This is a genomic window from Providencia sp. 21OH12SH02B-Prov (assembly GCF_027362595.1).
GTDB classification, from domain to species: domain Bacteria; phylum Pseudomonadota; class Gammaproteobacteria; order Enterobacterales; family Enterobacteriaceae; genus Providencia; species Providencia zhejiangensis.
The window spans coordinates 4,135,933-4,157,553 of record NZ_CP114796.1 but is presented as its reverse complement, the minus strand read 5'-3'; the positions used below and the strand labels follow the sequence as shown (position 1 = coordinate 4,157,553).

Genomic DNA, 21,621 nt, shown 5'->3' with positions numbered 1-21,621 from the left:
GGTGTTAGCCTCTAATTATATATGTTCTATCTGGAGCTCTGGTGTTTAAAAGTATGCCTATTATCCCATATTCCCATCAATAATCCGATAATTAACCCTGAGATATGTGAGGCATTGGCGATATCGTTACCTAGAACACCTAAGTTACCTAAAAAGAGCCAGACGATGACAAAAATCATTAATCCCCGAGGGGCACTTACTTCTTTTTCCGGTTGACGCTCACCCGTTAACCAAGCATAACTGATAAGAGCATAGACCACACCGGATAACCCACCAAAATTAGACTCACTGTACAGAGATTGAGCCCAATTACAGAATAGGGCAGAAACGAGAAAAATGGTGAGCAGTTTTCCAAAGCCTAATCGACGTTCAACCTGACTGGCTAAATACCACCATAAAACCAGATTAAAAACGAGTTGGGAAAGTGAAAACTGAACGAATACAGGGCTAAACCAGCGCCACAACTCAAATTGTTGATCTTCTCTTGGCCATGCAAAATAACGCAATACATCAAGGTGTTGAGTCATATCTAGCCAAAAATAGACCCCGATGCAGATGAGTATTACAGCGATGGTTAAAGGGCCTGATTGCGCTTTTAAGTTCGCGAGTGTCAGGGTATTGCGATATTTAAACCCTGCTTCTGTAGTGCCTGTTTCCCAACTTGCTGCGATATAACGTGGATTTGTCGGGTCTTGCAAAAAACGCTCGAGTTCATGTTGTACTTTCGCTAGGTGCTCTTCGTCATTGAGCCAAAGTTCAACTTGTTGCTGTTCTGGGACTGTGTGTATTTTTAATGGAATATGTTGGCTTGCCATATAATCGACAAAAGCCTGAGCCATTCTGGGATTTTCGAATGAAACAACGTGGATCATGAATGGATGTTCTCGCTTAGAGAGCCGTGACGGCTTGTGGATATTCCCTTAACCAAGCTTCGAAACCACCGTTTATGCTATAAACGGATTCGAAACCAATATTAATCAGATACTGTGCAGCGCCTTGGCTACTATGACCGTGATAGCACATCACCATGATAGTTTGTTCATAATCAGTTTGTTCTAGGAAGGTGCTCAGTGTTTCATTGGTCAAATGATAGGCGCCACTCGCGTGACCCGCACGAAAACTTTGTGGATCACGAACGTCCACTAATATTGCGGAGCCATCAACCCAATGTTGGTATGCCTGTGCAGGCGTTAGCGTCTCAAATTGTTCCATAACATACCGGATAGTAAAGGTGGTTTAATAATAAGAGACACCCGCAGTACAATACGGGTGTCGTAAAAACAGGTTAAATCGCGTGAACATTTAGTAGAATGAGTGTTCACCACGTTGGTGTTCAGTCAAGTCTTTCACACCTTTCAACTCACCTTCAAACATTTTCAGAAGTTCTTTTTCAATCCCTTCTTTTAAGGTGACATCGACCATAGAACAACCGTTGCAACCCCCACCAAACTGTAAAATAGCAAAGCCATCATCGGTAATTTCCATCAGTGATACGCGACCACCATGGCTAGCCAGTTGTGGGTTAATTTGTGATTGTAAAACGTACTCAACACGTTCGATAAGTGGTGCATCATCAGCCACTTTACGCATTTTTGCATTAGGTGCTTTAAGTGTGAGTTGTGAACCTAATTGGTCAGTCACGAAATCAATTTCAGCGTCTTCTAAGAATGGCGCACTGATTTCATCAACATAAGCCGATAAAAGCTCGAATTTCAGCTCTTGGTCTGTTGCTTCAACAGCGTCTGGTGGACAGTAGGAGACACCGCACTCAGCAGAAGGTGTACCCGGGTTAATGACAAATACGCGAATTTGGGTTCCAGGCTCTTGATTTTCCAGTAATTTGGCAAAATGAGCTTGTGCTGCTTCAGTAATATTAATCATAATCATTTGCTCAATAATAGTTGACCGCTTTAGTTGGTTATAATACGCCCATTTGCCCCCTTTCTACAAGGTGCGACACAGGGACCAAGCCTGTACTGTCTGTACACCCGCACAAATCAGCAATTGTGCAGCGGCTTGCATGGTGGCTCCTGTCGTTAATACATCATCTAAAATCGCGACTCGCTGACCTGTTATAGGCCTCGTCAGGGTAAATGCACCATTAAGATTACTGTAGCGGTATTTACGTTTTAATGTTATCTGAGTCAGTGTATCACGAGTGCGTAATAATGAATTTCTTGAATAGGTGATATTTAACCATTTGGATAAATATTCGCCAATAAAGGCAACATGGTCAAACCCACGAGACCACAGGCGTTTAGAGTGTGGTGGGATTGTCAGCAGTAAATCAGGTTTAGGCCAAAGTGATTGACGATAGCCATTTAGCCAATGTAAGGCATAGATCTTTGCAAGGGTAAAAGCCAGCTGAGGTTGTGGATGAAATTTATAACGATGGATTAACTTTCTCAACGGGGCTTGATATGGGCTTACCGTAATCAATGTATGCCAAGCGGGGGGATGCTTCAAACAGCGGCCACACATGATGCTGCCTTGTTCGGTAGGGAGTGCGCAACGATGGCAGCAATTAGGCATTGACGGCAAGTGCCTTATGCAAAATGAACAGATTCCTTGGTCAGCTAATTTTAATGGCTGTTGGCATAGCCAACAGGCACCTTGCATTGCTAGCATAGACATATTCCTGTGAAAAAAGAGAGTGTAACCATGACACAACTGTATTGGGAGACAATTGGGGAAGGTTCTCAAGATCTTGTGCTGCTGCACGGATGGGGGTTGAATGCTGAGGTATGGCGTTCAATTATTCCGCGAATCGCCCCGCATTTTCGTTTACATCTGGTTGATATGCCGGGTTATGGCCGTAGCCAAGGTTTTGAGGCGATGGATCTACAAACAATGGCCAATACGCTGTGGCAAAATGCCCCCGAAGGTGCTAGTTGGCTGGGCTGGTCTCTCGGCGGGCTAGTTGCTAGTCGTATCGCACTTGACCATCCATTCCAGATAAAAGGGTTAATCACTGTCGCTTCATCTCCCTGCTTTCAAGCTCATGCGAGTGATTGGCCGGGAATAAGATCCGAAGTATTAGTTGGGTTTGAACATCAATTAGCAACAGATTTTCAGCGCACAGTCGAACGTTTTCTGGCATTACAAACATTAGGAACAGAGAGTGCTCGTAATGATGCTAGGTTACTTAAAGCCATTGTTACCGATCAGCCTGTGCCTAAAGTAGAGACCCTCAATGCCGGATTGGAGATGTTGCGCGTTGTCGATTTACGCGATGAGTTAAAACAGCTCACAGTTCCGTTTTTACGCCTTTATGGTTATCTCGATGGACTCGTGCCACGCAAGGTAGCTGCCTTATTGGATGATAGGTATCCCAACTCTCCTTCCGTAGTGATGCGTCACAGTGCGCATGCGCCATTTATCTCCCATCCAGATGAGTTTTGTGAATACTTACTCGATTTTTTGGCGCGTTTAGAAGGATAAAGCCGTAGGAGCAGTGGTCAAAAGACCACTGACTAGCGATAACAAACAGGTTATGAACTAAAAAGACTGTCATAAGAGGGCAGTGGTGCAGGCGTATGGGAGGCGTTTGACTCCCTCATCACTAACTCGCTTGGGGGAGCCGATGGTTCAAAGGGGAATGGAGGAGCAGAAGGTTCAAAAGCGGTTGCATGCCGATTGAACGATTGCGGTTGGTTGACCGATGGACGAATGTGATAAAACTTTTTGTATTTCAATGTGTCAATTGAAAGGCCATGTTGATGGCTATAGGTTTTGGCTTTCGTGATTAGGCTATTCAAAAAGGTATCTAAGTTATTGAAGGTCTTGATGCCCACATTAGGGTCAAAGAGTGTAAAAAGGGGGGTATCCTTTTTAGGATCCTTACGAATATAACCCGCTAAGGTATCTTCACCGATAAAAATTTGTATCCCCGTTTCTTTACGGCTGGTTTCGGCAAGCTGGGCGTCTTCACGTAGCATATTCTCAATGTCTACGGGAGCGCTGATTTGAAATAAATAGGTTAACGTTGTCTTGCTTTCTGCGTTTAAACCATTTTCTTTCATCGATTGATCATACTGTTTTAATTTAGGGCAGCGCATTTGCTCTGCGGCGATATTAAGACAGGCTTGTATTAACGCATCATTAGGCTTTCGAACCAATTCTGCAAGATTACCAACAACACTATTTTCCAGTTTTTCAAAGAATATGTGGCTTAAAGAGGGGGGTAATTTATTAACGTTGTGCAGCACTTTAAATTTTAGTGCTACGAAATATTGATATGCTAATTGATGAACTCTGTCATTATACTTTTCAAAATGTTGGTGTTGCACGAATGGATTATGCGGGTTACTCGCATCCGCTCTTTTATGTTTTATGAGTGACTGTTCGGGGGTTAACGCTTTACCCTCAATCTTAGCGGAACAGGAATAGTACTCTTGATAGCGTTTTATTTTATCTAATGGTTTCTGAGTTTCGAGTATTTTTTGGATACTTGCGGTCATTAACTCATGAGAAATAGCCGTTTTACTTTGTGACCTGCCATCAGATTTAAGATAATTTTGAGCATGAGATAATAAGTTAATATAACTATTCCCTTTATTTTTGACTGAGGTGATCAGGAAGTAAGCGGTAAGTCCTTTACTTAAGTTATATTGTGCTTCTGGTGGGATCGTTTGGTTCTGTTGGCGAAAGTAGTTTTCGGTGTGATTTACAAATAATTGTTTATCAAAGTGTGGCATAAATACATCCTCTTTTTCATTGAATGAGATGATGTATTTTAGTGATCAGCTTGATGAAAACTTTAAAAAAGAGACAATGCCAAAATATTATTGCTCTCTCAATAATCTGTTATTTGATTTTATAGATAGGGTGTGAACAGCCGGTACTTTCGGGGCAACCTTTACAACTTGTGCTGGTTAAACAAGCACTAACATCCACTTTTTCTAATTTTCCCATCGCGACTAACTTTTCCAACATGGCTTGCACCATAGGTTGAGGCGCATGGGAGTGTTTACAGAGTAAGTCAATGTCAGCTTGCCCATACAGTGCAATTAAGTCTCTGATTTGTAACAAGCTGACCATGATTAACCCCTTAGTGACACGTTTTGCCTGAGCAATCGGAACATGATTTAGCGGTAGCACTGGCTAAATTCAGAGTGACTCGACTGCGCGCTCGGCGTAATAAGGCAAAGAGCACCATATTAAATATAATGACTGTAACAATGGTTATTAAGCTACTTTGTGGATGCAGGCTGAATGTCGCGGTTTGGTAAAACAGAGCCGCTAAACTGTAAGCGACATTGAGTCCCCATAAAATCGAGAAGCTCATCCAGCTTTTATTGGTTTCTCGCGCAATGGCTCCCATAACCGAAACACACGGGACATACAGCAACACAAAGATGAGGTAGCTGTATGCCGCGATGTCAGAACCAAATTTAGCCGCCATGGTTCCCATCGAACCGGATTCCATTTCGCCATCACCTTTACTGGCTTCGATAGGATTTGAAAGGGCACTTAGGGTAAAGGTCTCTTTCAAGCTATCCCATGTTTCGACTACTGCATCTTCAAGTTCTGCTAGCAAATCAAATGACTCAGCATCGAAAGGTTCTGCCGTAATACTTTCCGCGGTATACAGGGTGTTTAAGGTCCCCACAACGACCTCTTTTGCCATTGCCCCCGTAATTAAGCCCACTGTGGCTTGCCAGTTATCTGTGTGCACCCCAATCGGTTGTAAAACAGGCGTGATCACTTTACTGACGGAAGCTAAAGCAGAGTCATTAATATTATCAACGGGTTTGCCGGATAAAGAGAAACTATTCAAGGCACCAATAAACATACTGGCGATAACGATCACTTTACCTGCACGAACCACAAACCCTTTTAAGCGCTGCCATGTTTGGATCAATAAGGTTTTAAGGTGTGGAACATGATAAACCGGTAGTTCCATGACAAAGGGGGAAGCTTCACCACGCATGAGTGTATGTTTGAGCAGGAGACCCGTTAAGATAGCCACCACGATCCCCAAAATGTAGAGTGAAAAAACAATACTCGCCCCATTTTTACCAAAGAATGCCGCCGCAAATACGGCAAAAATTGCCAAACGTGCACCACAGGACATAAACGGTGCCATGAGCACGGTAATTAAACGTTCACGTGGTGCATCCAGTGTACGCGCCCCCATAATAGAAGGAACGTTACAACCAAAGCCAACAATCAGTGGTACGAAGGATTTACCGGGTAGGCCTAACGCTTGCATTAACCTGTCCATCACAAATGCGGCGCGAGCCATATAGCCTGAATCTTCTAAGACCGATAAAAATAGGTACATCATACCGATTTGCGGTACGAGTGGGAGAACGGTATTAATACCTCCACCAATCCCTTGGGCGAGGAATACTGTTAGCCAATCAGGGAAACTAAAATAATCACCAATCCATTGTATGCCATGAATAAAAATGGCTTCTGAAGCCCCTTCAAAGAACGGTTGTAGTGCACCGCCAATATTAATGGCCAGAACAAACATCAGATACATGACAAATAGGAAAATCGGCACCCCAAGCCAACGATTTAAAATAATTTTATCCAGTGACTGAGTTAATTGATTAGGTTCAGCAGCACTATTGTTTATCGCTTTTTCACAGATAGCGGCGATGGATTGATAACGCGCATCCGCTATGAGCAGTTCAGGTTCTTCATTTAAGCTATTTTTTAAGTTTTGCTGAGTAGCATGTAGTTGTGCTTCTGTAATATTTGCACGTTGGCGACTATAAATATCACCTTCAAGAATTTGCAACGCCAGCCAACGACGCTGCTGTTGACTGAATTGTTGTGCTGAAATTTGTTCTGATAATGTATCGACCGCTTGTAATAGCGCCGTGGGATACTCAACCAAGGCTGTCATGTTATTTTGTGGGTGATTATCAATAGCTTGTTTGAGCTTATCAATGCCCGTTGCTCGAGTTGAAACTAAAGGAATAACAGGGCAGCCTAATTGTTGCTGTAATTTTTCCACATCGATTTCAATATGTTGGCTTTGTGCGATGTCCAGCATATTCAGCGCCACAATACAGGGCACGCCTAATTCAACTAATTGTAATGTCAGATAGAGATTACGCTCTAAATTAGAGGCATCTACGACGTTGATGAGCATATCGGCTTCACCGCTGAGGATAAAATAGCACGCGATTTGCTCATCCAGCGATGTTTGCTCAGAAATCGTTGTTAAAGAGTAAGTCCCCGGTAGGTCGACTAACTCAATATGATGTTGCGTTGTATTAAAGCGCCCAACCTTTCTTTCGACAGTCACCCCTGCCCAGTTACCAACACGTTGGCGAGACCCTGTTAATTGGTTAAACAGTGTGGTCTTACCTGCGTTTGGATTGCCAATTAGACCGATAGTTAATGGTTTCATAGTGTTTACCAGTAATAAAAATTTAAGATAACGACCTGGTGCAGTAATCCGTGATGTTAGGTGGCTGTGGTTTCGTCAAGGTTAAGTAACGCTAAATCTTTTTTGCGTAATACAAGACTCACTCGATGTGTTTCGATTTGAATCGGATCACCGAAAGGAGCACAACGCACCACCTTAAAGATAGAGCCGGGTAATAGACCAAGTGAAAGCAATTTTTGTCGGTAAGCGGGGCTTATCTGTGGTGAGAAACCGAGTATTTTGTAGCTATGTTGAGGAAGTAATGACATAACGCCTTCCGTTTATCATGAGTAGTAATGATAATTATTAAAAATATAATTTTTTATGGACCAAAAAAGACAGTAAGTAGTAATAAATCTAATTAATAATGAGAATTATAATCATCAACTATTCACTATATTTAGCCTCTTTTTTCGTCAAACTGAATTGATATGGATCAACTAAGCATTGAGTATACGGGCACTTCGGATTGATGAACCTAAGTTGTGCAGGTAAATAAAAACAGTTTAATGTATTCGTTTTGTTAAATATTAACGTAATGAAATTGTCGGGGTGGGATTAAAAACCTCTACAATCAAAGAGAAAGTCGATTGTAGAGGTGTTTTTATTGCGGAGTCTGACTTAGCGTTTTTTGCCAAATGCGGCGGCGAGGGCATCGCTCATCGCACTGTTTCCCGCGGAACTATTATTTTTTCGTGAAGTATCGCGAGGTGTCGACGGTGTTTTCCGTGAGTTTCTATCTTGCGAATGGTTCGTTCTACGCGATGAACTATGGCTATCACCCGGTTGCTCATCTAAGCGCATAGTGAGCGCGATGCGTTTACGCGGAATATCAACGTCGATCACTTTGACTTTTACAATATCGCCAGCTTTGACCACTTTATGCGGGTCATCGACATAACTGTTAGACAGCGATGAAATATGGACTAAACCATCTTGGTGAACACCGATATCGACGAACGCACCGAAGTTAGTGACATTAGTGACTGAGCCTTCAAGGATCATGCCCAATGTCAAATCATTCATGGTTTCGACACCTTCAGCAAAGGTTGCCGTTTTAAACTCAGGCCGAGGGTCTCGACCCGGTTTATCTAGCTCTTTGATAATATCCGTGACGGTAGGAACACCAAACTGCTCTGTTGTAAAATCATGGGGGCTTAAACTATTCAAGGCTTGTGAGTTGCCCATGATCTCTTTGAGAGGTTGACGAACGGCATCGAGAATTTTTTCAACGACAGGATAAGCCTCTGGGTGGACACTAGACGCATCAAGTGGGTTGTCACCGTTAGTGATACGTAAGAAACCGGCACATTGTTCAAAGGCTTTTGGCCCTAAACGAGTCACTTTCAAGAGCTGTTTTCGGTCGTTAAAACGGCCATTCTCATCTCGCCAATTCACGACATTCTGAGCGATCATTTTGCTCAAACCAGCAACACGCGTAAGCAAAGCGACAGATGCCGTGTTTAAGTCAACCCCGACTGAGTTTACACAATCCTCGACTACCGCATCGAGTTTACGGGCTAATTGCGTTTGGCTGACGTCGTGCTGATACTGACCAACGCCAATCGATTTCGGATCGATTTTTACTAATTCAGCGAGGGGGTCTTGCAGACGACGCGCGATAGAAACGGCCCCACGTAGTGATACATCAAGGTCTGGGAACTCTTGTGCTGCCAGCTCTGAAGCGGAATAGACGGATGCGCCCGCTTCACTCACAATGACTTTTTGTGCCGTCACTTCAGGATACTGTTTTTGCACTTCGGCAAAGAAACGCTCTGTCTCTCTAGAAGCGGTACCATTACCAATGGCCACCAATTCCACTTGGTGCTTTTGGCATAAGGCAGCAACCACGGCGGCGGCTTTCGCTGCTTGCCCCGTATGTGGATAGATAGTCTCTGTTGCGATGAGTTTACCTGTTGCATCGACGACCGCGACTTTAACGCCGGTACGTAAGCCGGGATCGAGGCCCATCGTTGCGCGCATCCCAGCGGGTGCGGCCATTAATAGGTCATGGAGGTTACGCGCAAATACATTGATTGCTTCATCTTCTGCTTTTTCTCGCAAGGAACTCATGATTTCCGTTTCAAGATGAAGCAGCACTTTCACACGCCATGTCCAACTGATGACGGCTTTACGCCATTGGTCGGCTGGTGCATTGTTTAACCTAACATCAAGGTGACGTGTAATGATTTCTTCACAGTAACTCTCTTTAGGCGGCTCTTCAAATTGTGGGTCACAATTCAGTGACAGTTGTAAGATCCCTTCATTACGACCGCGGAACATGGCTAATGCGCGGTGAGAGGGAACGGAAGAAACAGGCTCTTGATGATCAAAATAGTCGCTAAATTTTGCTCCCTCTGTTTGTTTTCCGTCAGCAACTTTGGAAACAATGTGGGCATTTTTTAGCAAGTAGTCACGCACTTTGGCTAATAATGTCGCATCTTCAGCGAAACGTTCCATTAAAATATAACGGGCACCATCAAGTGCCGCTTTGACGTCAGCAACCCCTTTTTCTTCATTGATATAGGCTTGTGCTAAATCATCCGGTGATTGGCTAGGGTCATGCCATAAGGCTTCCGCTAATGGCTCTAAACCTGCTTCAATCGCGATTTGTCCACGAGTACGGCGTTTAGGTTTAAAGGGCAAGTAAAGGTCTTCTAGTTCGGTTTTATTGAGGGTATTGTTGATGGCAGCGGCGAGTTCAGGGGTGAGTTTCTCTTGTTCTTCTATTGACTTAAGGATAGTTTGCTTACGTTCATTCAACTCTCGTAGATACCCTAAACGGCTCTCCAGTTGACGAAGTTGGGTATCATCTAGCCCACCGGTCACTTCTTTACGATAACGGGCAATAAAAGGAACAGTGTTTCCTTCATCCAGCAGTGTGATAGCAGAAAATACCTGTTTCGTCTGAACTTGTAGCTCTGCTGCAATTATTTGGCTTAGAGTTTCATTCATGTCGTTTTTAATACCTAATCAATGAATAATAAAAAAATTTATGGCACTGTTATACTTGCACAGAGGCAGAATTTCTAGGGCGAACTTTATTAAAGTCAAAGAATAATTCTGTATATAATTTATAATTATCTAACTTGCTTACTAATTTATAAAGGTTATGAATAAGAGTCTGTTAATCACACGCGAAGGCTGGGATGCTCTGGACAAAGAACTTAAGTACCTTTGGAAAGAAGAGCGTCCAAGAGTGACCCAATCCGTTTCTGAAGCCGCAGCACAAGGCGACCGCTCAGAAAATGCGGAATATATTTACGGCAAAAAACGCTTGCGAGAAATTGATCGTCGAGTTCGTTTTTTATCTAAAAGATTGGATCAACTCAGGATTGTCGAACCTGACCCACGGCAAGAAGGGCGTGTTTTTTTTGGGGCATGGGTTAAACTAGAAGATGATGATGAAAATATCAGAATATTCCGGTTAGTGGGTGCTGACGAATTTAATCCCTCTAAAAATTGGATTTCGATTGACTCTCCAGTAGCTCGAGCACTAGTTGGTAAGCAGGTTGACGATGAAATTACTGTCAACACGCCGGGGGGGATTGTGACCTATTCGATATTAGAAATTAGTTATAAACCTCTAGCCCTATAACGCGTAAAATTATTCATTAAATTTCAAGTTGATGGTAAATTAGAGCATTAACTATTTTATATTTAACTTATACGCAAAATAATTAAGTTATATACCACTATCACAGGCTAGCGAAAAAACGCATTAATATGATGTGGCGATCATTTAGATAACTGTGAATTTGGTGACACCCATAATTTTTGGGAATGGTGGGTATGCTCTTATTTTTAAAGGTAATTTCAATAGATTGCACATCTTGAGGGCTACAAAATGCAAGAAAGTTATAAAGTTCTTGTTGTCGATGATGATATGCGTTTACGTGCCTTACTAGAACGCTATCTCACGGAACAAGGGTTTCAGGTACGTAGTGCCGCCAATGCAGAACAAATGGATAGGATCCTCACGCGAGAATCTATTCATCTTATTGTTTTAGATTTAATGTTGCCGGGTGAAGATGGCCTGTCAATTTGTCGCCGTTTGCGTAGTCAAAATAATCCGATTCCGATTATTATGGTGACGGCAAAAGGTGAAGAAGTTGATCGTATTGTTGGTTTAGAAATTGGTGCCGATGACTACATCCCGAAACCATTTAACCCGCGTGAATTATTGGCGCGTATCCGTGCGGTATTACGTCGTCAAGCAAATGAACTACCTGGTGCACCATCTCAGGATGATGCCATTATCACATTCGGTAAATTTAAACTTAACCTTGGTACTCGTGAAATGTTCCAAGGCGAAGAAAATATGCCTTTAACCAGTGGTGAGTTTGCCGTACTAAAAGTGCTGGTTTCGCATCCAAGGGAACCATTATCTCGTGATAAGCTGATGAGCTTGGCGAGAGGCCGTGAATACAGTGCGATGGAACGTTCAATTGACGTGCAAATCTCACGTTTACGCCGTATGGTTGAAGAAGATCCTGCTCATCCCCGCTATATCCAAACAGTTTGGGGACTGGGTTACGTGTTTGTACCGGACGGTAGTAAAGCATGAAGCGATTGAGGTTCTCTCGCCGTAGTACATTTTCTCGTTCGTTATTTTTGTTCGTTGCCTTATTGTTTGCCAGCCTTGTCACCAGCTATATGGTGGTATTGAACTTTGTTGTGATGCCAAGTTTGCAACAGTTTAATAAAGTACTGGCTTATGAAGTACGAACTTTAATGACGGAAAAGATGGTGCTGCAAGATGGAACCACTGTGCGGGTTTCTCCTGCATTGCGTAAAAAGATTTATAATGAGTTAGGGATCACATTTTATGCCCAATCAGCTGCCATGGAAGAAGGCTTAAATTGGGCTAAAGAATATGATTTCCTCAGTGAAAACATGTCTGAATATATTGGCGGTGAAGCTAAAGTCCGTTTAGAACTTGGCCGCGAATATCCTATTCTTTGGCTAACGTCTTATCTTGCCCCCGATATCTGGGTACGGGTACCTTTGACCGAAATAGGGCAAAACCAATTCTCGCTAGTATTCCGTTATACATTAGCAATCTTTCTGTTTATTTTTGCCGGTGTTTGGCTCTATATCCGTTATCAAAATAAACCCTTACTGGAGCTTGAATACCATGCTGGTCAAGTAGGTAAAGGGGTTATTCTGCCTGCTATGCAGGAAAAAGGCGCCGCAGAGGTAAGAGCCGCAATTCGCTCCTTTAACCACATGGCAGCCGGCATCAAAACACTTGAAAATGACCGTACTATATTAATGGCAGGGGTCAGCCACGACCTCCGTACACCATTAACACGCATACGTTTAGCGACGGAAATGATGAGTCCAGAAGATGGTTATCTTGCTGAATCCATCAATAAAGATATTGAAGAGTGCGATGCGATCATTGGTCAATTCATGGACTACCTGAAGACCGGTCAAGAAATGAATATGGAGTTCTGTGACCTGAATGCAATCTTAAATGAAGCCGTCACCGCGGAAAGCAGTGTTACAGGTGAAATTGAAACGGCATTTGAGCCAGGTAATCTGATTGTGAATGCCAATCCATTGGCGATTAAGCGGGCAATTACGAATATGATCGTGAATGCCTATCGTTATGGTAATGGTTGGATTAAAGTCAGCAGTGGTAAAAACGAAGACTCAGTCTGGTTCCAAGTGGAAGATGATGGTGCAGGAATTAAGGAAGAGGATATCCAACGTCTCTTTCAACCGTTTGTGCAAGGGGAAAAAGCGCGTAGCAATAAGGGAACAGGCCTTGGCTTAGCGATTATCCGCCGTATTGTCGACGCCCATGAGGGCAGTATCGAAATTCATAAAAGCGAACGGGGTGGTTTTGCCATTCGCGCGCTGTTACCATTGAAAGAAAAAGAAGAATAACAGGCTGTTAGTGAAATGAGCTGTCAGCCTATCTCATCTCTTTAACTAAAATATTCTTAAATTGTATTCATTCCTAATTATTTACCTCATAAAACATGCCGTTTATAAATAAAATAATCGTTATATAAAAGACTCAGCAATTGTTTCGTTTGGATAATAGATCCAAATAAAATAATTGGGTGAATCTATGCAGATTAATTTTTTTAAAACGATCCGTTCTTCTCAAAGTCAAAATGCATGCGCGAGGATAGAAGGAAAGGGAGACCAATCTGCCCTATTTCAAAAAATAAAGCGTACACGATGTACCATAATAGGGTTCTTTCAAGAACCTAAAAAGGTGGCTACACCGGTGACGTGGGGTCGACAACTGACCGCGGTTATCCAATCACCGGAACATCAATTGGCAACATCAAAATTACCGCTATCTATTTCAGTACCGCCGCCAATGCCTGAGTTTGGTACTCCGCTTGCTCAACCAACAAAAGCAGGGAAAATAGGGATGGAGCAAGTGTTTGCAGAGCTAAAAAGTTGTCAGACTTTTATCAATCATGCCAAAAAGCGTGAGGGGCTTGAAAAAAACGCAGTGGCTTCAACCGATACGCCACCGCCCCCTCCGCCGATGGCAAAGTTTTTGGGCATTGGCAAAATGACTGTTGCTCCGCAAACTCAGGGGGAGAAAACTGGTATGGCACAAGTGCTGGCGGAGCTGAAAAGTCATCAGGTTTTTATCAATCACGCCAAAAAATGTGAGGAGCTTGAAAAAACCTCTGTGACTTCAATCGATACGCCACCGCCCCCTCCGCCGATGGCAAAGTTTCTGGGCATTGGCAAAATGGCTGTTGCTCCGCACTCTCAGGGGGAGAAAACCGGTATGGCGCAAGTGCTGGCAGAGCTGAAAAGTCATCAAGTTTTTATCAATAATGCCAAAAAGTATGAGGGGCTTAAAGAAACCTCAGTGACTTCAATCGATACGCCACCGCCCCCTCCGCCACTAAAAGGCATCCACAAAATGACGACGCCTTCTCAAACTCAGGGAAAGAAAGTCGGTATGGAGCAAGTGCTGGCTGAGCTTAAGGAGTATATGCAGCACAAAGCAAATAAAGAATAATGTCGGTCTATGTGTATTTTGAAATTGGATATAAGATCGATTATTGTCGCTAACGTGCTCATTTTACGCGTCAATGGGCACGTCATGGCGGTTTGCTTGTTAGGTGTTTAATCATCGTTATTTGCTGTAGCGCTTAGAAAATCATAAAGCGCGTATCTTGCAATGAACTGTTATCTATCCCCTCATGACAAGTGTATGCGCTTTTTGCTATGGTGAGCAGAGCAGTATTGATCGATCCTGAGAGGCGGCAAAAAAGAATTGTGCGACTTTTTTATGACAGAGTGTCATTTTTGCCTCATGACAGATTGGCCGAGTATTATATCTCTTACCATCTGATTTTATTGTTAATTTTTTTTATTGGCCTTCCGCTTTGCTTTAATAAATACGCTAAAATAATCAATTGTCATAAAACTGTCATAAATCAGACATGTTGTTGTCATCAAATTGTCCTATTTTTCCTACCGTGACATTTCACCAACAATTTACACTTAATTGTTTCTATACATCCCCGGAGGGATTATGAAAATGATGCGTACAACCTTAGCTAGCGTAATGGCAGCAACTCTTTCAATGACTGCGATGTCTTCTTTTGCTGCCACAAGCTTAACTGGCGCGGGTGCAACATTCCCTGCCCCTGTTTACGCTAAGTGGGCGGACTCTTATCAGAAAGAAACAGGTAATAAAGTGAACTACCAGGGAATCGGTTCTTCTGGTGGCGTTAAACAAATTAATGCGAAAACAGTTGATTTCGGTGCATCTGATGCGCCATTGACTGATGAAAAATTGAAGCAAGATGGCCTGTTCCAGTTCCCAACAGTTATCGGCGGCGTTGTCTTGGCCGTTAATGTGAAAGGTATCCAGTCTGGTCAATTGACATTAGACGGAACGACGTTGGGTGACATCTATCTTGGCAAAATCACCAAATGGAATGACCCCGCAATTGCTAAGCTGAACCCTGATGTTAACTTACCAGACCAAAATATTGCGGTAGTAAGACGTTCTGATGGTTCCGGTACCACTTTTGTCTTCACTAGCTATTTATCGAAAGTGAGTTCAAATTGGAAAAATGACATCGGTGCGGGTTCAACGGTTAATTGGCCGAAAAACAGCGTAGGTGGTAAAGGTAATGATGGCGTTGCAGCCTTCGTTCAACGTCTACCAGGCTCTATCGGTTATGTTGAATATGCTTATGCAAAACAGAATAATCTTGCTTATACTAAACTCGTTTCAGCGGATGGTAAGGTGGTTTCACCAACAGGTGAAAGCTTCAGTGCGGCAGCGAAAAAAGTGGACTGGTCTAAGTCATTCGCTCAAGACCTGACTAACCGTGATGGTGAAAATGCATGGCCAATCACATCCACCACATTTATCTTAGTTCATAAAGATCAAGCGAATGCAGAAAAAGGAAAAGCGGTGCTCGACTTCTTTAACTGGGCTTACGAAAAAGGTGGTCAACAAGCTGAAGCATTAGATTACGCTGTACTACCCGCAGAAGTTGTGACAGCAATACGTGCAGCATGGAAAACAGAAGTTAAAGATAGCCAAGGTAAACCACTGTTTTAATCAGTGAACCTCGGGTTGGCAATGGATGGCGGATGCTTAGGATTAACATCCGCCTTCTGACGTAGTAACTAAATCCTACTAATAAAGTAGGTGTAGGATGAGACAAAGCGCATGGCCGAGAAAACAACGGCATTTAAAGCACCGAGCAAGTCAGGCGATGTGATATTTAGCGCATTGGTAAAAATTGCCGCACTAATCACTTTGTTAATGCTTGGTGGCATCATTATTTCCCTTATTTTTGCCTCGTGGCCGAGTATGCAAAAATTTGGGTTTTCGTTTTTATGGACTAAGGAATGGGATGCACCCGCGGAGGAGTTTGGGGCATTAGTGCCAATTTATGGCACCATTGTGACGTCATTGATTGCCCTGATTATTGCTGTACCCGTCAGTTTTGGTATTGCACTTTTCTTAACGGAACTGGCTCCTAACTGGTTAAAACGCCCTTTAGGTATTGCGATTGAATTGCTCGCAGCAATTCCAAGTATTGTTTACGGTATGTGGGGGCTATTTGTTTTTGCGCCTCTGTTTGCTGAATATTTCCAAGAGCCTGTCGGCAATGTGATGTCAAGTATCCCGATTGTCGGTGAGCTTTTCTCGGGTCCTGCATTCGGGATTGGTATTTTGGCGGCAGGGATTATCCTCGCCATTATGATCATTCCTTACATTGCCTCCGTTATGCGTGACGTATTTGAACAAACACCCGTCATGATGAAAGAGTCGGCATATGGTATTGGTTGTACCACATGGGAAGTGATCTGGAATATTGTTTTACCTTATACCCGTAATGGTGTGATTGGTGGCGTCATGTTAGGCCTTGGCCGTGCTCTTGGCGAAACCATGGCGGTGACCTTTGTCATCGGAAATACTTATCAACTGGATAGCTTCTCGTTATTTATGCCAGGAAACAGTATTACGTCAGCACTAGCGAATGAGTTTGCCGAAGCAGAAAGTGGATTACACACTGCTGCACTGATGGAACTTGGGTTAATTCTCTTTGTTATCACCTTCATTGTTCTGGCGATATCAAAACTCATGGTTATGCGCTTAGCGAAGAACGAGGGCCGTTAATATGTCGACATCTCAACATTTTGTTATTAACGAAAAAGAACGTGCCCGTCGTCAAGCATGGCGTCGTCAGATTAACCGAATGGCCTTATTTGTTTCAATGTTAACCATGGCCTTTGGTCTGTTCTGGCTGGTTTGGATTTTATTTTCAACGGTGACCAAAGGGATTGATGGGATGTCCCTTAACTTGTTCACAGAGATGACTCCGCCACCGAATACTGAAGGTGGTGGCCTCGCTAACGCCATCGTCGGAAGTGGCTTGTTGATTCTGTGGGCAACGGTGATAGGCACCCCTTTAGGTATCTTAGCAGGGATCTATTTGGCAGAGTATGGCCGTAAATCATGGCTCGCTTCTGTAACGCGTTTCATTAATGATATTTTGTTATCTGCACCATCAATTGTTGTAGGTCTGTTTGTCTATACCATTGTGGTTGCACAAATGCAGCACTTCTCTGGCTGGGCAGGCGTTATCGCTTTAGCACTGTTGCAGATTCCGATTGTTATCCGCACAACGGAAAATATGTTGAAACTGGTGCCGGATAGCTTGCGTGAAGCCGCATATGCGTTAGGTACGCCAAAATGGAAAATGATTTTATCTATTACGCTTAAAGCATCTGTATCCGGGATTATTACAGGGATCTTGCTAGCGATTGCTCGTATTGCGGGTGAAACCGCACCATTACTGTTCACTTCTTTGTCGAATCAGTTCTGGAGCACAGATATGAGTGAGCCAATTGCTAACTTGCCTGTGACTATCTTTAAATTTGCGATGAGTCCGTTCTCGGAATGGCAACAACTGGCATGGGCAGGGGTTCTATTAATCACCCTATGTGTCCTGTTAATTAACATTATCGCACGCGTTGTGTTTGCTAAGAAAAAACACTAACACCCGGATTGAATAGAGATTTATAGAGAGAAGTTGCCATGATTAATGCAAATCAGATCGCAAACAGTAAAATTCAAGTACGTGACCTTAACTTTTATTACGGTAAATTCCACGCACTAAAAAATATCTCGTTAGATATTGAAAAAAACAAAGTCACCGCCTTTATCGGCCCATCCGGTTGCGGTAAATCAACGCTGCTGCGTACCTTTAATAAAATGTATGAGCTGTACGGTGAGCAGCGAGCAGAAGGTGAGATTCTGCTAGACGGTCAAAATATTTTGACTGATAAACAAGATATCGCGTTATTACGTGCCAAAGTCGGTATGGTATTCCAAAAACCAACACCCTTCCCGATGTCTATTTATGACAACATTGCCTTTGGTGTCCGTTTATTTGAAAAGTTATCGCGTGTTGAGATGGACGAACGTGTTCAGTGGGCGTTAACCAAAGCTGCGCTGTGGAATGAAACCAAAGATAAACTGCATCAAAGTGGTTATAGTCTTTCTGGTGGTCAGCAACAGCGCTTGTGTATCGCTCGTGGTATCGCTATTCGCCCTGAAGTTTTATTATTAGATGAGCCATGTTCAGCCCTTGACCCCATTTCAACTGGGCGTATTGAAGAGTTGATCAGCGAACTCAAATCTGAATATACCGTGGTCATTGTCACTCACAATATGCAACAGGCTGCACGTTGTTCGGATTATACGGCCTTTATGTATTTAGGTGAGTTGATTGAGTTTAATGACACAGACAAGATGTTTACCACACCTGAAAAGAAACAAACCGAAGACTATATTACAGGTCGTTACGGTTGATAGGGAGCCGATTATGGATACGCTGAATCACAACAAACATATTTCTGGGCAGTTCAATGCTGAATTGGAACATATCCATACAGAATTGATGACAATGGGAGGGCTGGTTGAAGAACAGCTCACCAAAGCGATCACTGCCATGCATAATCAGGATGAGGCTCTTGCGCGCGAAGTTATCGAAAATGACCATAAAGTGAATATGATGGAAGTGGCTATTGACGAAGAGTGCGTGAAAATCATTGCTAAGCGTCAGCCAACAGCCAGTGACTTACGCCTCATTATGGCTATTTCAAAAACCATCGCTGAACTCGAACGAATTGGGGATGTTGCCGATAAGATCTGCCAAACAGCATTAGAAAAATTCTCTCATCAACATCAACCTTTGCTGGTTAGCCTTGAGTCATTAGGGCGTCATACGGTACAAATGTTGCATGATGTGCTTGATGCTTTTGCGCGAATGGATTTGGAAGAAGCGATTCGGATTTATCGAGAAGATGAAAAAGTTGACCAAGAATACGAAGGAATAGTACGTCAACTGATGACGTACATGATGGAAGATCCAAGGACGATCCCAAGTGTATTAACGGCATTGTTCTGTGCCCGTTCGATTGAACGTATCGGAGATCGATGCCAAAACATTTGCGAATTCATTTTTTACTATGTGAAAGGGCAAGATTTCCGTCATGTAGGTGGCGATCAATTGGAAAAAATGATCACCAAAAAATAACGGTCAAACTTTGCGTTGTCGCATTGTTGGTTGTCATTACCAACCCCAGTCACAGACTTATGTGTGTGACTGGGGTTTTGTTTTTTATCGCCAGCGTCAACACGTGTGAGTGAGGTTATTGAGCGTCGTTTTCGTTCATTTCGATATGCTTAGAGTGTTTTTATTTGATGCAGATTTTAGGTTTTTGGTGATCTTTTAAAAGGCTCCCGTTATCACGCTATTTTCATATGATATTAAACACGGACGAGTTAGTTAGAAAAAAACGTTTATTCATCCTCATTAAAGGTCCTCATAACGATTGTACGCATCAAACAACCCTTAAAGGTAACGTGAATCATTTTACAGACTCTCTTCATTGCTTGGTGACCTATTTTTCCTCGTATATTCTTTTTTGATATAAATATATCATTTAATAGTATTTCAAGAGATAAGCCTTCCTTGATAATTTGTGGTAGTCGATTTACATAAATTTACCGTCAGAGGTGTTCAATGAAAGCTCGCGTTTTAACTACCGCACTACTTGCAGGCCTTGCGCTGGTGGCCAATGTCGCCAATGCAGATAAATTAGATGATATTAAGCAAGCTGGTGTTATCCGTATCTCTGTGTTTGACAGTAATCCACCATTTGGCTTTATTGACCCACAAACAAAAAAACTCGCGGGCTATGATGTTGATATCGCGCAAGCGATAGCCGATGACCTCGGCGTGAAATTGGAATTGCGTCCAACTAACCCAGCTAACCGTATTCCTTTACTGACATCAGGTAAGGTCGATCTCATTGGGGCAAATTTCACAATTACCGACGAACGCGCTAAGCAGGTTGATTTCTCGATTCCGGATTTTGCGACAGGGCAGAAGTTTATTGCTCGCAAAGGGGTCTTGAAAACGCCTGACGATATTGCCCCATTACGTATTGGTGCGGATAAAGGCACGGTACAGGAAGTGACCTTACGTGAGCGTTATCCAAATACGAAAGTGATCTCTTATGATGACACGCCACAAGCATTTGCTGCTTTGCGCAATGGTAATGTCCAAGCGATAACGCAAGATGACGCGAAGTTAGTCGGTCTGCTGGGTAACTTGCCAGAAAAAGTGAAGGCTGATTTTGAAATATCTCCGTTTAGTATCACTCGTGAATATCAAGCGGTTGCAGCAGTAAAAGGTGAAACGCGTTTAATCGAAAATGTGAATAACACCTTGTTGAAATTAGAAAAAGAAGGCAAAGCAGAACAGATTTATAACCGTTGGTTTGGCCCTGATACTAAGGCAGCGCAACCTCGCGGTGAATTCAAATTCGCTCCTCTTGAACAACAAAAATAATGATAACCATCTGATATATCGATTCAATATATTGAATCAGCACTTCAGAATAAATAACCCCGCTCATTATTGCGGGGTTCTTAGTTATACAAGGCAGCAGTTATGTTTGAAAAATTTATTAGCGGCGAATTTTTTTCTCAGCATTTTTTGGCTCCTGAGTATTTGGAATGGTTTGGCTATGGCTTTTTGCTGACGATTTGGATCTCGGTTTGTACCATCATTGCTGCAACGCTATTAGGTTTTGTCGTTGCCGCGGCAAAGGATAGCCAAATTGCCCCGCTACGTTGGGGGGTCAGTGTGTATATTTCCATTTTCCGTAATACACCTTTACTGGTTCAACTGTTTTTTTGGTATTTTGCGTCAGGGGAGATTTTATCATCGGAGATGATGGCATGGCTCAATACACCGCATGAAATCCACGTGGTAGGTATCACGCTGAGCTGGCCTTCATTTGAATTCTTAGCGGGTTTTGTTGGGTTAACATTATATACGGTACCATTTATTGCTGAAGAAATACGCTCAGGGATCCGTGGTGTACGCCAAGGCCAAAAATATGCAGCCTTTGCACTTGGTTTAACGGGATGGCAAGCCATGAAACATGTTGTGTTGCCACAGGCGGTGAAAATCGCCATGCCTCCTTTACTGGGGCAATACATGAATGTTGTTAAGAACTCGTCGTTAACCATGGCAATTGGTGTTGCTGAGCTCTCTTACGTCTCACGCCAAGTGGAAAGCCAAACATTACAAACATTCACTGCATTTGGCCTCGCAACAGTGCTGTATATCGCCATTATTGCGGTTATGGAAGGCTGGGGACAATGGCGAGCGCAACGAAATTTAGTGGAAGGGGTATAA

21 protein-coding genes are annotated in these 21,621 nt (G+C 43.0%); 12 read left to right on the top strand and 9 right to left on the bottom strand.

Going from position 1 to position 21,621, the window contains the following annotated elements; translation table 11 throughout:
* Positions 1-26 precede the first annotated feature (26 nt).
* The 4 genes from glpG to O7C57_RS19085 all read right to left on the bottom strand — a co-directional run bounded on the left by glpG (position 27) and on the right by O7C57_RS19085 (position 2,628).
* A complete protein-coding gene (gene glpG / locus O7C57_RS19100) occupies positions 27-872 on the bottom strand; it encodes a rhomboid family intramembrane serine protease GlpG (protein ID WP_154622227.1) in 846 nt (281 codons plus the stop codon).
* 16 nt (positions 873-888) lie between these two features.
* Positions 889-1,212: a thiosulfate sulfurtransferase GlpE gene (glpE, locus tag O7C57_RS19095; RefSeq protein ID WP_154622226.1), complete on the bottom strand. Its 324-nt coding sequence runs from the start codon at positions 1,210-1,212 to the stop codon at positions 889-891.
* A gap of 90 nt (positions 1,213-1,302) precedes the next feature.
* Positions 1,303-1,881 carry a Fe-S biogenesis protein NfuA gene (gene nfuA / locus O7C57_RS19090; RefSeq protein WP_154622225.1) on the bottom strand — a complete coding sequence of 193 codons (579 nt, stop codon included), beginning with the start codon at positions 1,879-1,881 and terminating at the stop codon, positions 1,303-1,305.
* A gap of 63 nt (positions 1,882-1,944) precedes the next feature.
* Positions 1,945-2,628, bottom strand: coding sequence for a phosphoribosyltransferase family protein (locus tag O7C57_RS19085; RefSeq protein WP_154622224.1), 684 nt, complete (start codon positions 2,626-2,628; stop codon positions 1,945-1,947).
* A 33-nt stretch (positions 2,629-2,661) separates the two neighbouring features.
* Between O7C57_RS19085 and bioH the strand changes: the two genes are divergently transcribed.
* Positions 2,662-3,441 (top strand): pimeloyl-ACP methyl ester esterase BioH, encoded by a 780-nt coding sequence (gene bioH, locus O7C57_RS19080; RefSeq protein WP_269723450.1) that lies wholly within the window; start codon positions 2,662-2,664, stop codon positions 3,439-3,441.
* A 50-nt stretch (positions 3,442-3,491) separates the two neighbouring features.
* Here bioH and O7C57_RS19075 read toward each other — a convergent pair whose 3' ends face one another.
* From O7C57_RS19075 to O7C57_RS19055, 5 genes are all read right to left on the bottom strand, one after another.
* Positions 3,492-4,697: a hypothetical protein gene (locus O7C57_RS19075; RefSeq protein ID WP_163860524.1), complete on the bottom strand. Its 1,206-nt coding sequence runs from the start codon at positions 4,695-4,697 to the stop codon at positions 3,492-3,494.
* Positions 4,698-4,806: 109 nt separating this feature from the next.
* A complete protein-coding gene (locus O7C57_RS19070; RefSeq protein ID WP_154622221.1) occupies positions 4,807-5,040 on the bottom strand; it encodes a FeoC-like transcriptional regulator in 234 nt (77 codons plus the stop codon).
* Positions 5,041-5,050: 10 nt separating this feature from the next.
* Positions 5,051-7,369, bottom strand: a complete 2,319-nt coding sequence (gene feoB, locus O7C57_RS19065; protein WP_154622220.1) for a Fe(2+) transporter permease subunit FeoB — start codon at positions 7,367-7,369, stop codon at positions 5,051-5,053.
* Between the two features lie 56 nt (positions 7,370-7,425).
* Complete coding sequence (gene feoA, locus O7C57_RS19060; protein WP_154622219.1) at positions 7,426-7,656, bottom strand: ferrous iron transporter A; 231 nt, start codon at positions 7,654-7,656, stop codon at positions 7,426-7,428.
* 352 nt (positions 7,657-8,008) lie between these two features.
* Positions 8,009-10,342 carry a Tex family protein gene (locus O7C57_RS19055; protein WP_269723449.1) on the bottom strand — a complete coding sequence of 778 codons (2,334 nt, stop codon included), beginning with the start codon at positions 10,340-10,342 and terminating at the stop codon, positions 8,009-8,011.
* Between the two features lie 157 nt (positions 10,343-10,499).
* Between O7C57_RS19055 and greB the strand changes: the two genes are divergently transcribed.
* The 11 genes from greB to O7C57_RS19000 all read left to right on the top strand — a co-directional run bounded on the left by greB (position 10,500) and on the right by O7C57_RS19000 (position 21,621).
* Complete coding sequence (gene greB, locus O7C57_RS19050) at positions 10,500-10,985, top strand: transcription elongation factor GreB (protein ID WP_154624386.1); 486 nt, start codon at positions 10,500-10,502, stop codon at positions 10,983-10,985.
* Between the two features lie 249 nt (positions 10,986-11,234).
* A complete protein-coding gene (gene ompR, locus O7C57_RS21715; protein WP_004923581.1) occupies positions 11,235-11,954 on the top strand; it encodes a two-component system response regulator OmpR in 720 nt (239 codons plus the stop codon).
* The gene (envZ, locus tag O7C57_RS19040) at positions 11,951-13,282 is read left to right on the top strand and encodes a two-component system sensor histidine kinase EnvZ (RefSeq protein WP_154624387.1); all 1,332 of its coding nucleotides are present in this window, start codon (positions 11,951-11,953) and stop codon (positions 13,280-13,282) included. Before ompR ends, envZ begins: the two co-directional genes overlap by 4 nt.
* A gap of 187 nt (positions 13,283-13,469) precedes the next feature.
* Entirely contained in the window at positions 13,470-14,390 is a 921-nt protein-coding gene (locus tag O7C57_RS19035; RefSeq protein WP_269723448.1) for a hypothetical protein, read from the top strand.
* A 519-nt stretch (positions 14,391-14,909) separates the two neighbouring features.
* Positions 14,910-15,953 carry a phosphate ABC transporter substrate-binding protein PstS gene (gene pstS, locus O7C57_RS19030; RefSeq protein ID WP_154624389.1) on the top strand — a complete coding sequence of 348 codons (1,044 nt, stop codon included), beginning with the start codon at positions 14,910-14,912 and terminating at the stop codon, positions 15,951-15,953.
* Between the two features lie 111 nt (positions 15,954-16,064).
* Entirely contained in the window at positions 16,065-17,021 is a 957-nt protein-coding gene (gene pstC / locus O7C57_RS19025) for a phosphate ABC transporter permease PstC (RefSeq protein ID WP_154624390.1), read from the top strand.
* Between the two features lies 1 nt (position 17,022).
* Positions 17,023-17,904: a phosphate ABC transporter permease PstA gene (gene pstA, locus O7C57_RS19020; protein WP_154624391.1), complete on the top strand. Its 882-nt coding sequence runs from the start codon at positions 17,023-17,025 to the stop codon at positions 17,902-17,904.
* Between the two features lie 38 nt (positions 17,905-17,942).
* Positions 17,943-18,719 (top strand): phosphate ABC transporter ATP-binding protein PstB, encoded by a 777-nt coding sequence (gene pstB / locus O7C57_RS19015; protein ID WP_154624392.1) that lies wholly within the window; start codon positions 17,943-17,945, stop codon positions 18,717-18,719.
* Between the two features lie 13 nt (positions 18,720-18,732).
* On the top strand, positions 18,733-19,446 hold the full coding sequence (phoU, locus tag O7C57_RS19010) for a phosphate signaling complex protein PhoU (RefSeq protein WP_154624393.1): 714 nt from the start codon (positions 18,733-18,735) through the stop codon (positions 19,444-19,446).
* Between the two features lie 489 nt (positions 19,447-19,935).
* A complete protein-coding gene (locus O7C57_RS19005) occupies positions 19,936-20,766 on the top strand; it encodes an ABC transporter substrate-binding protein (RefSeq protein WP_154624394.1) in 831 nt (276 codons plus the stop codon).
* A gap of 102 nt (positions 20,767-20,868) precedes the next feature.
* Positions 20,869-21,621: an amino acid ABC transporter permease gene (locus O7C57_RS19000; protein WP_154624395.1), complete on the top strand. Its 753-nt coding sequence runs from the start codon at positions 20,869-20,871 to the stop codon at positions 21,619-21,621.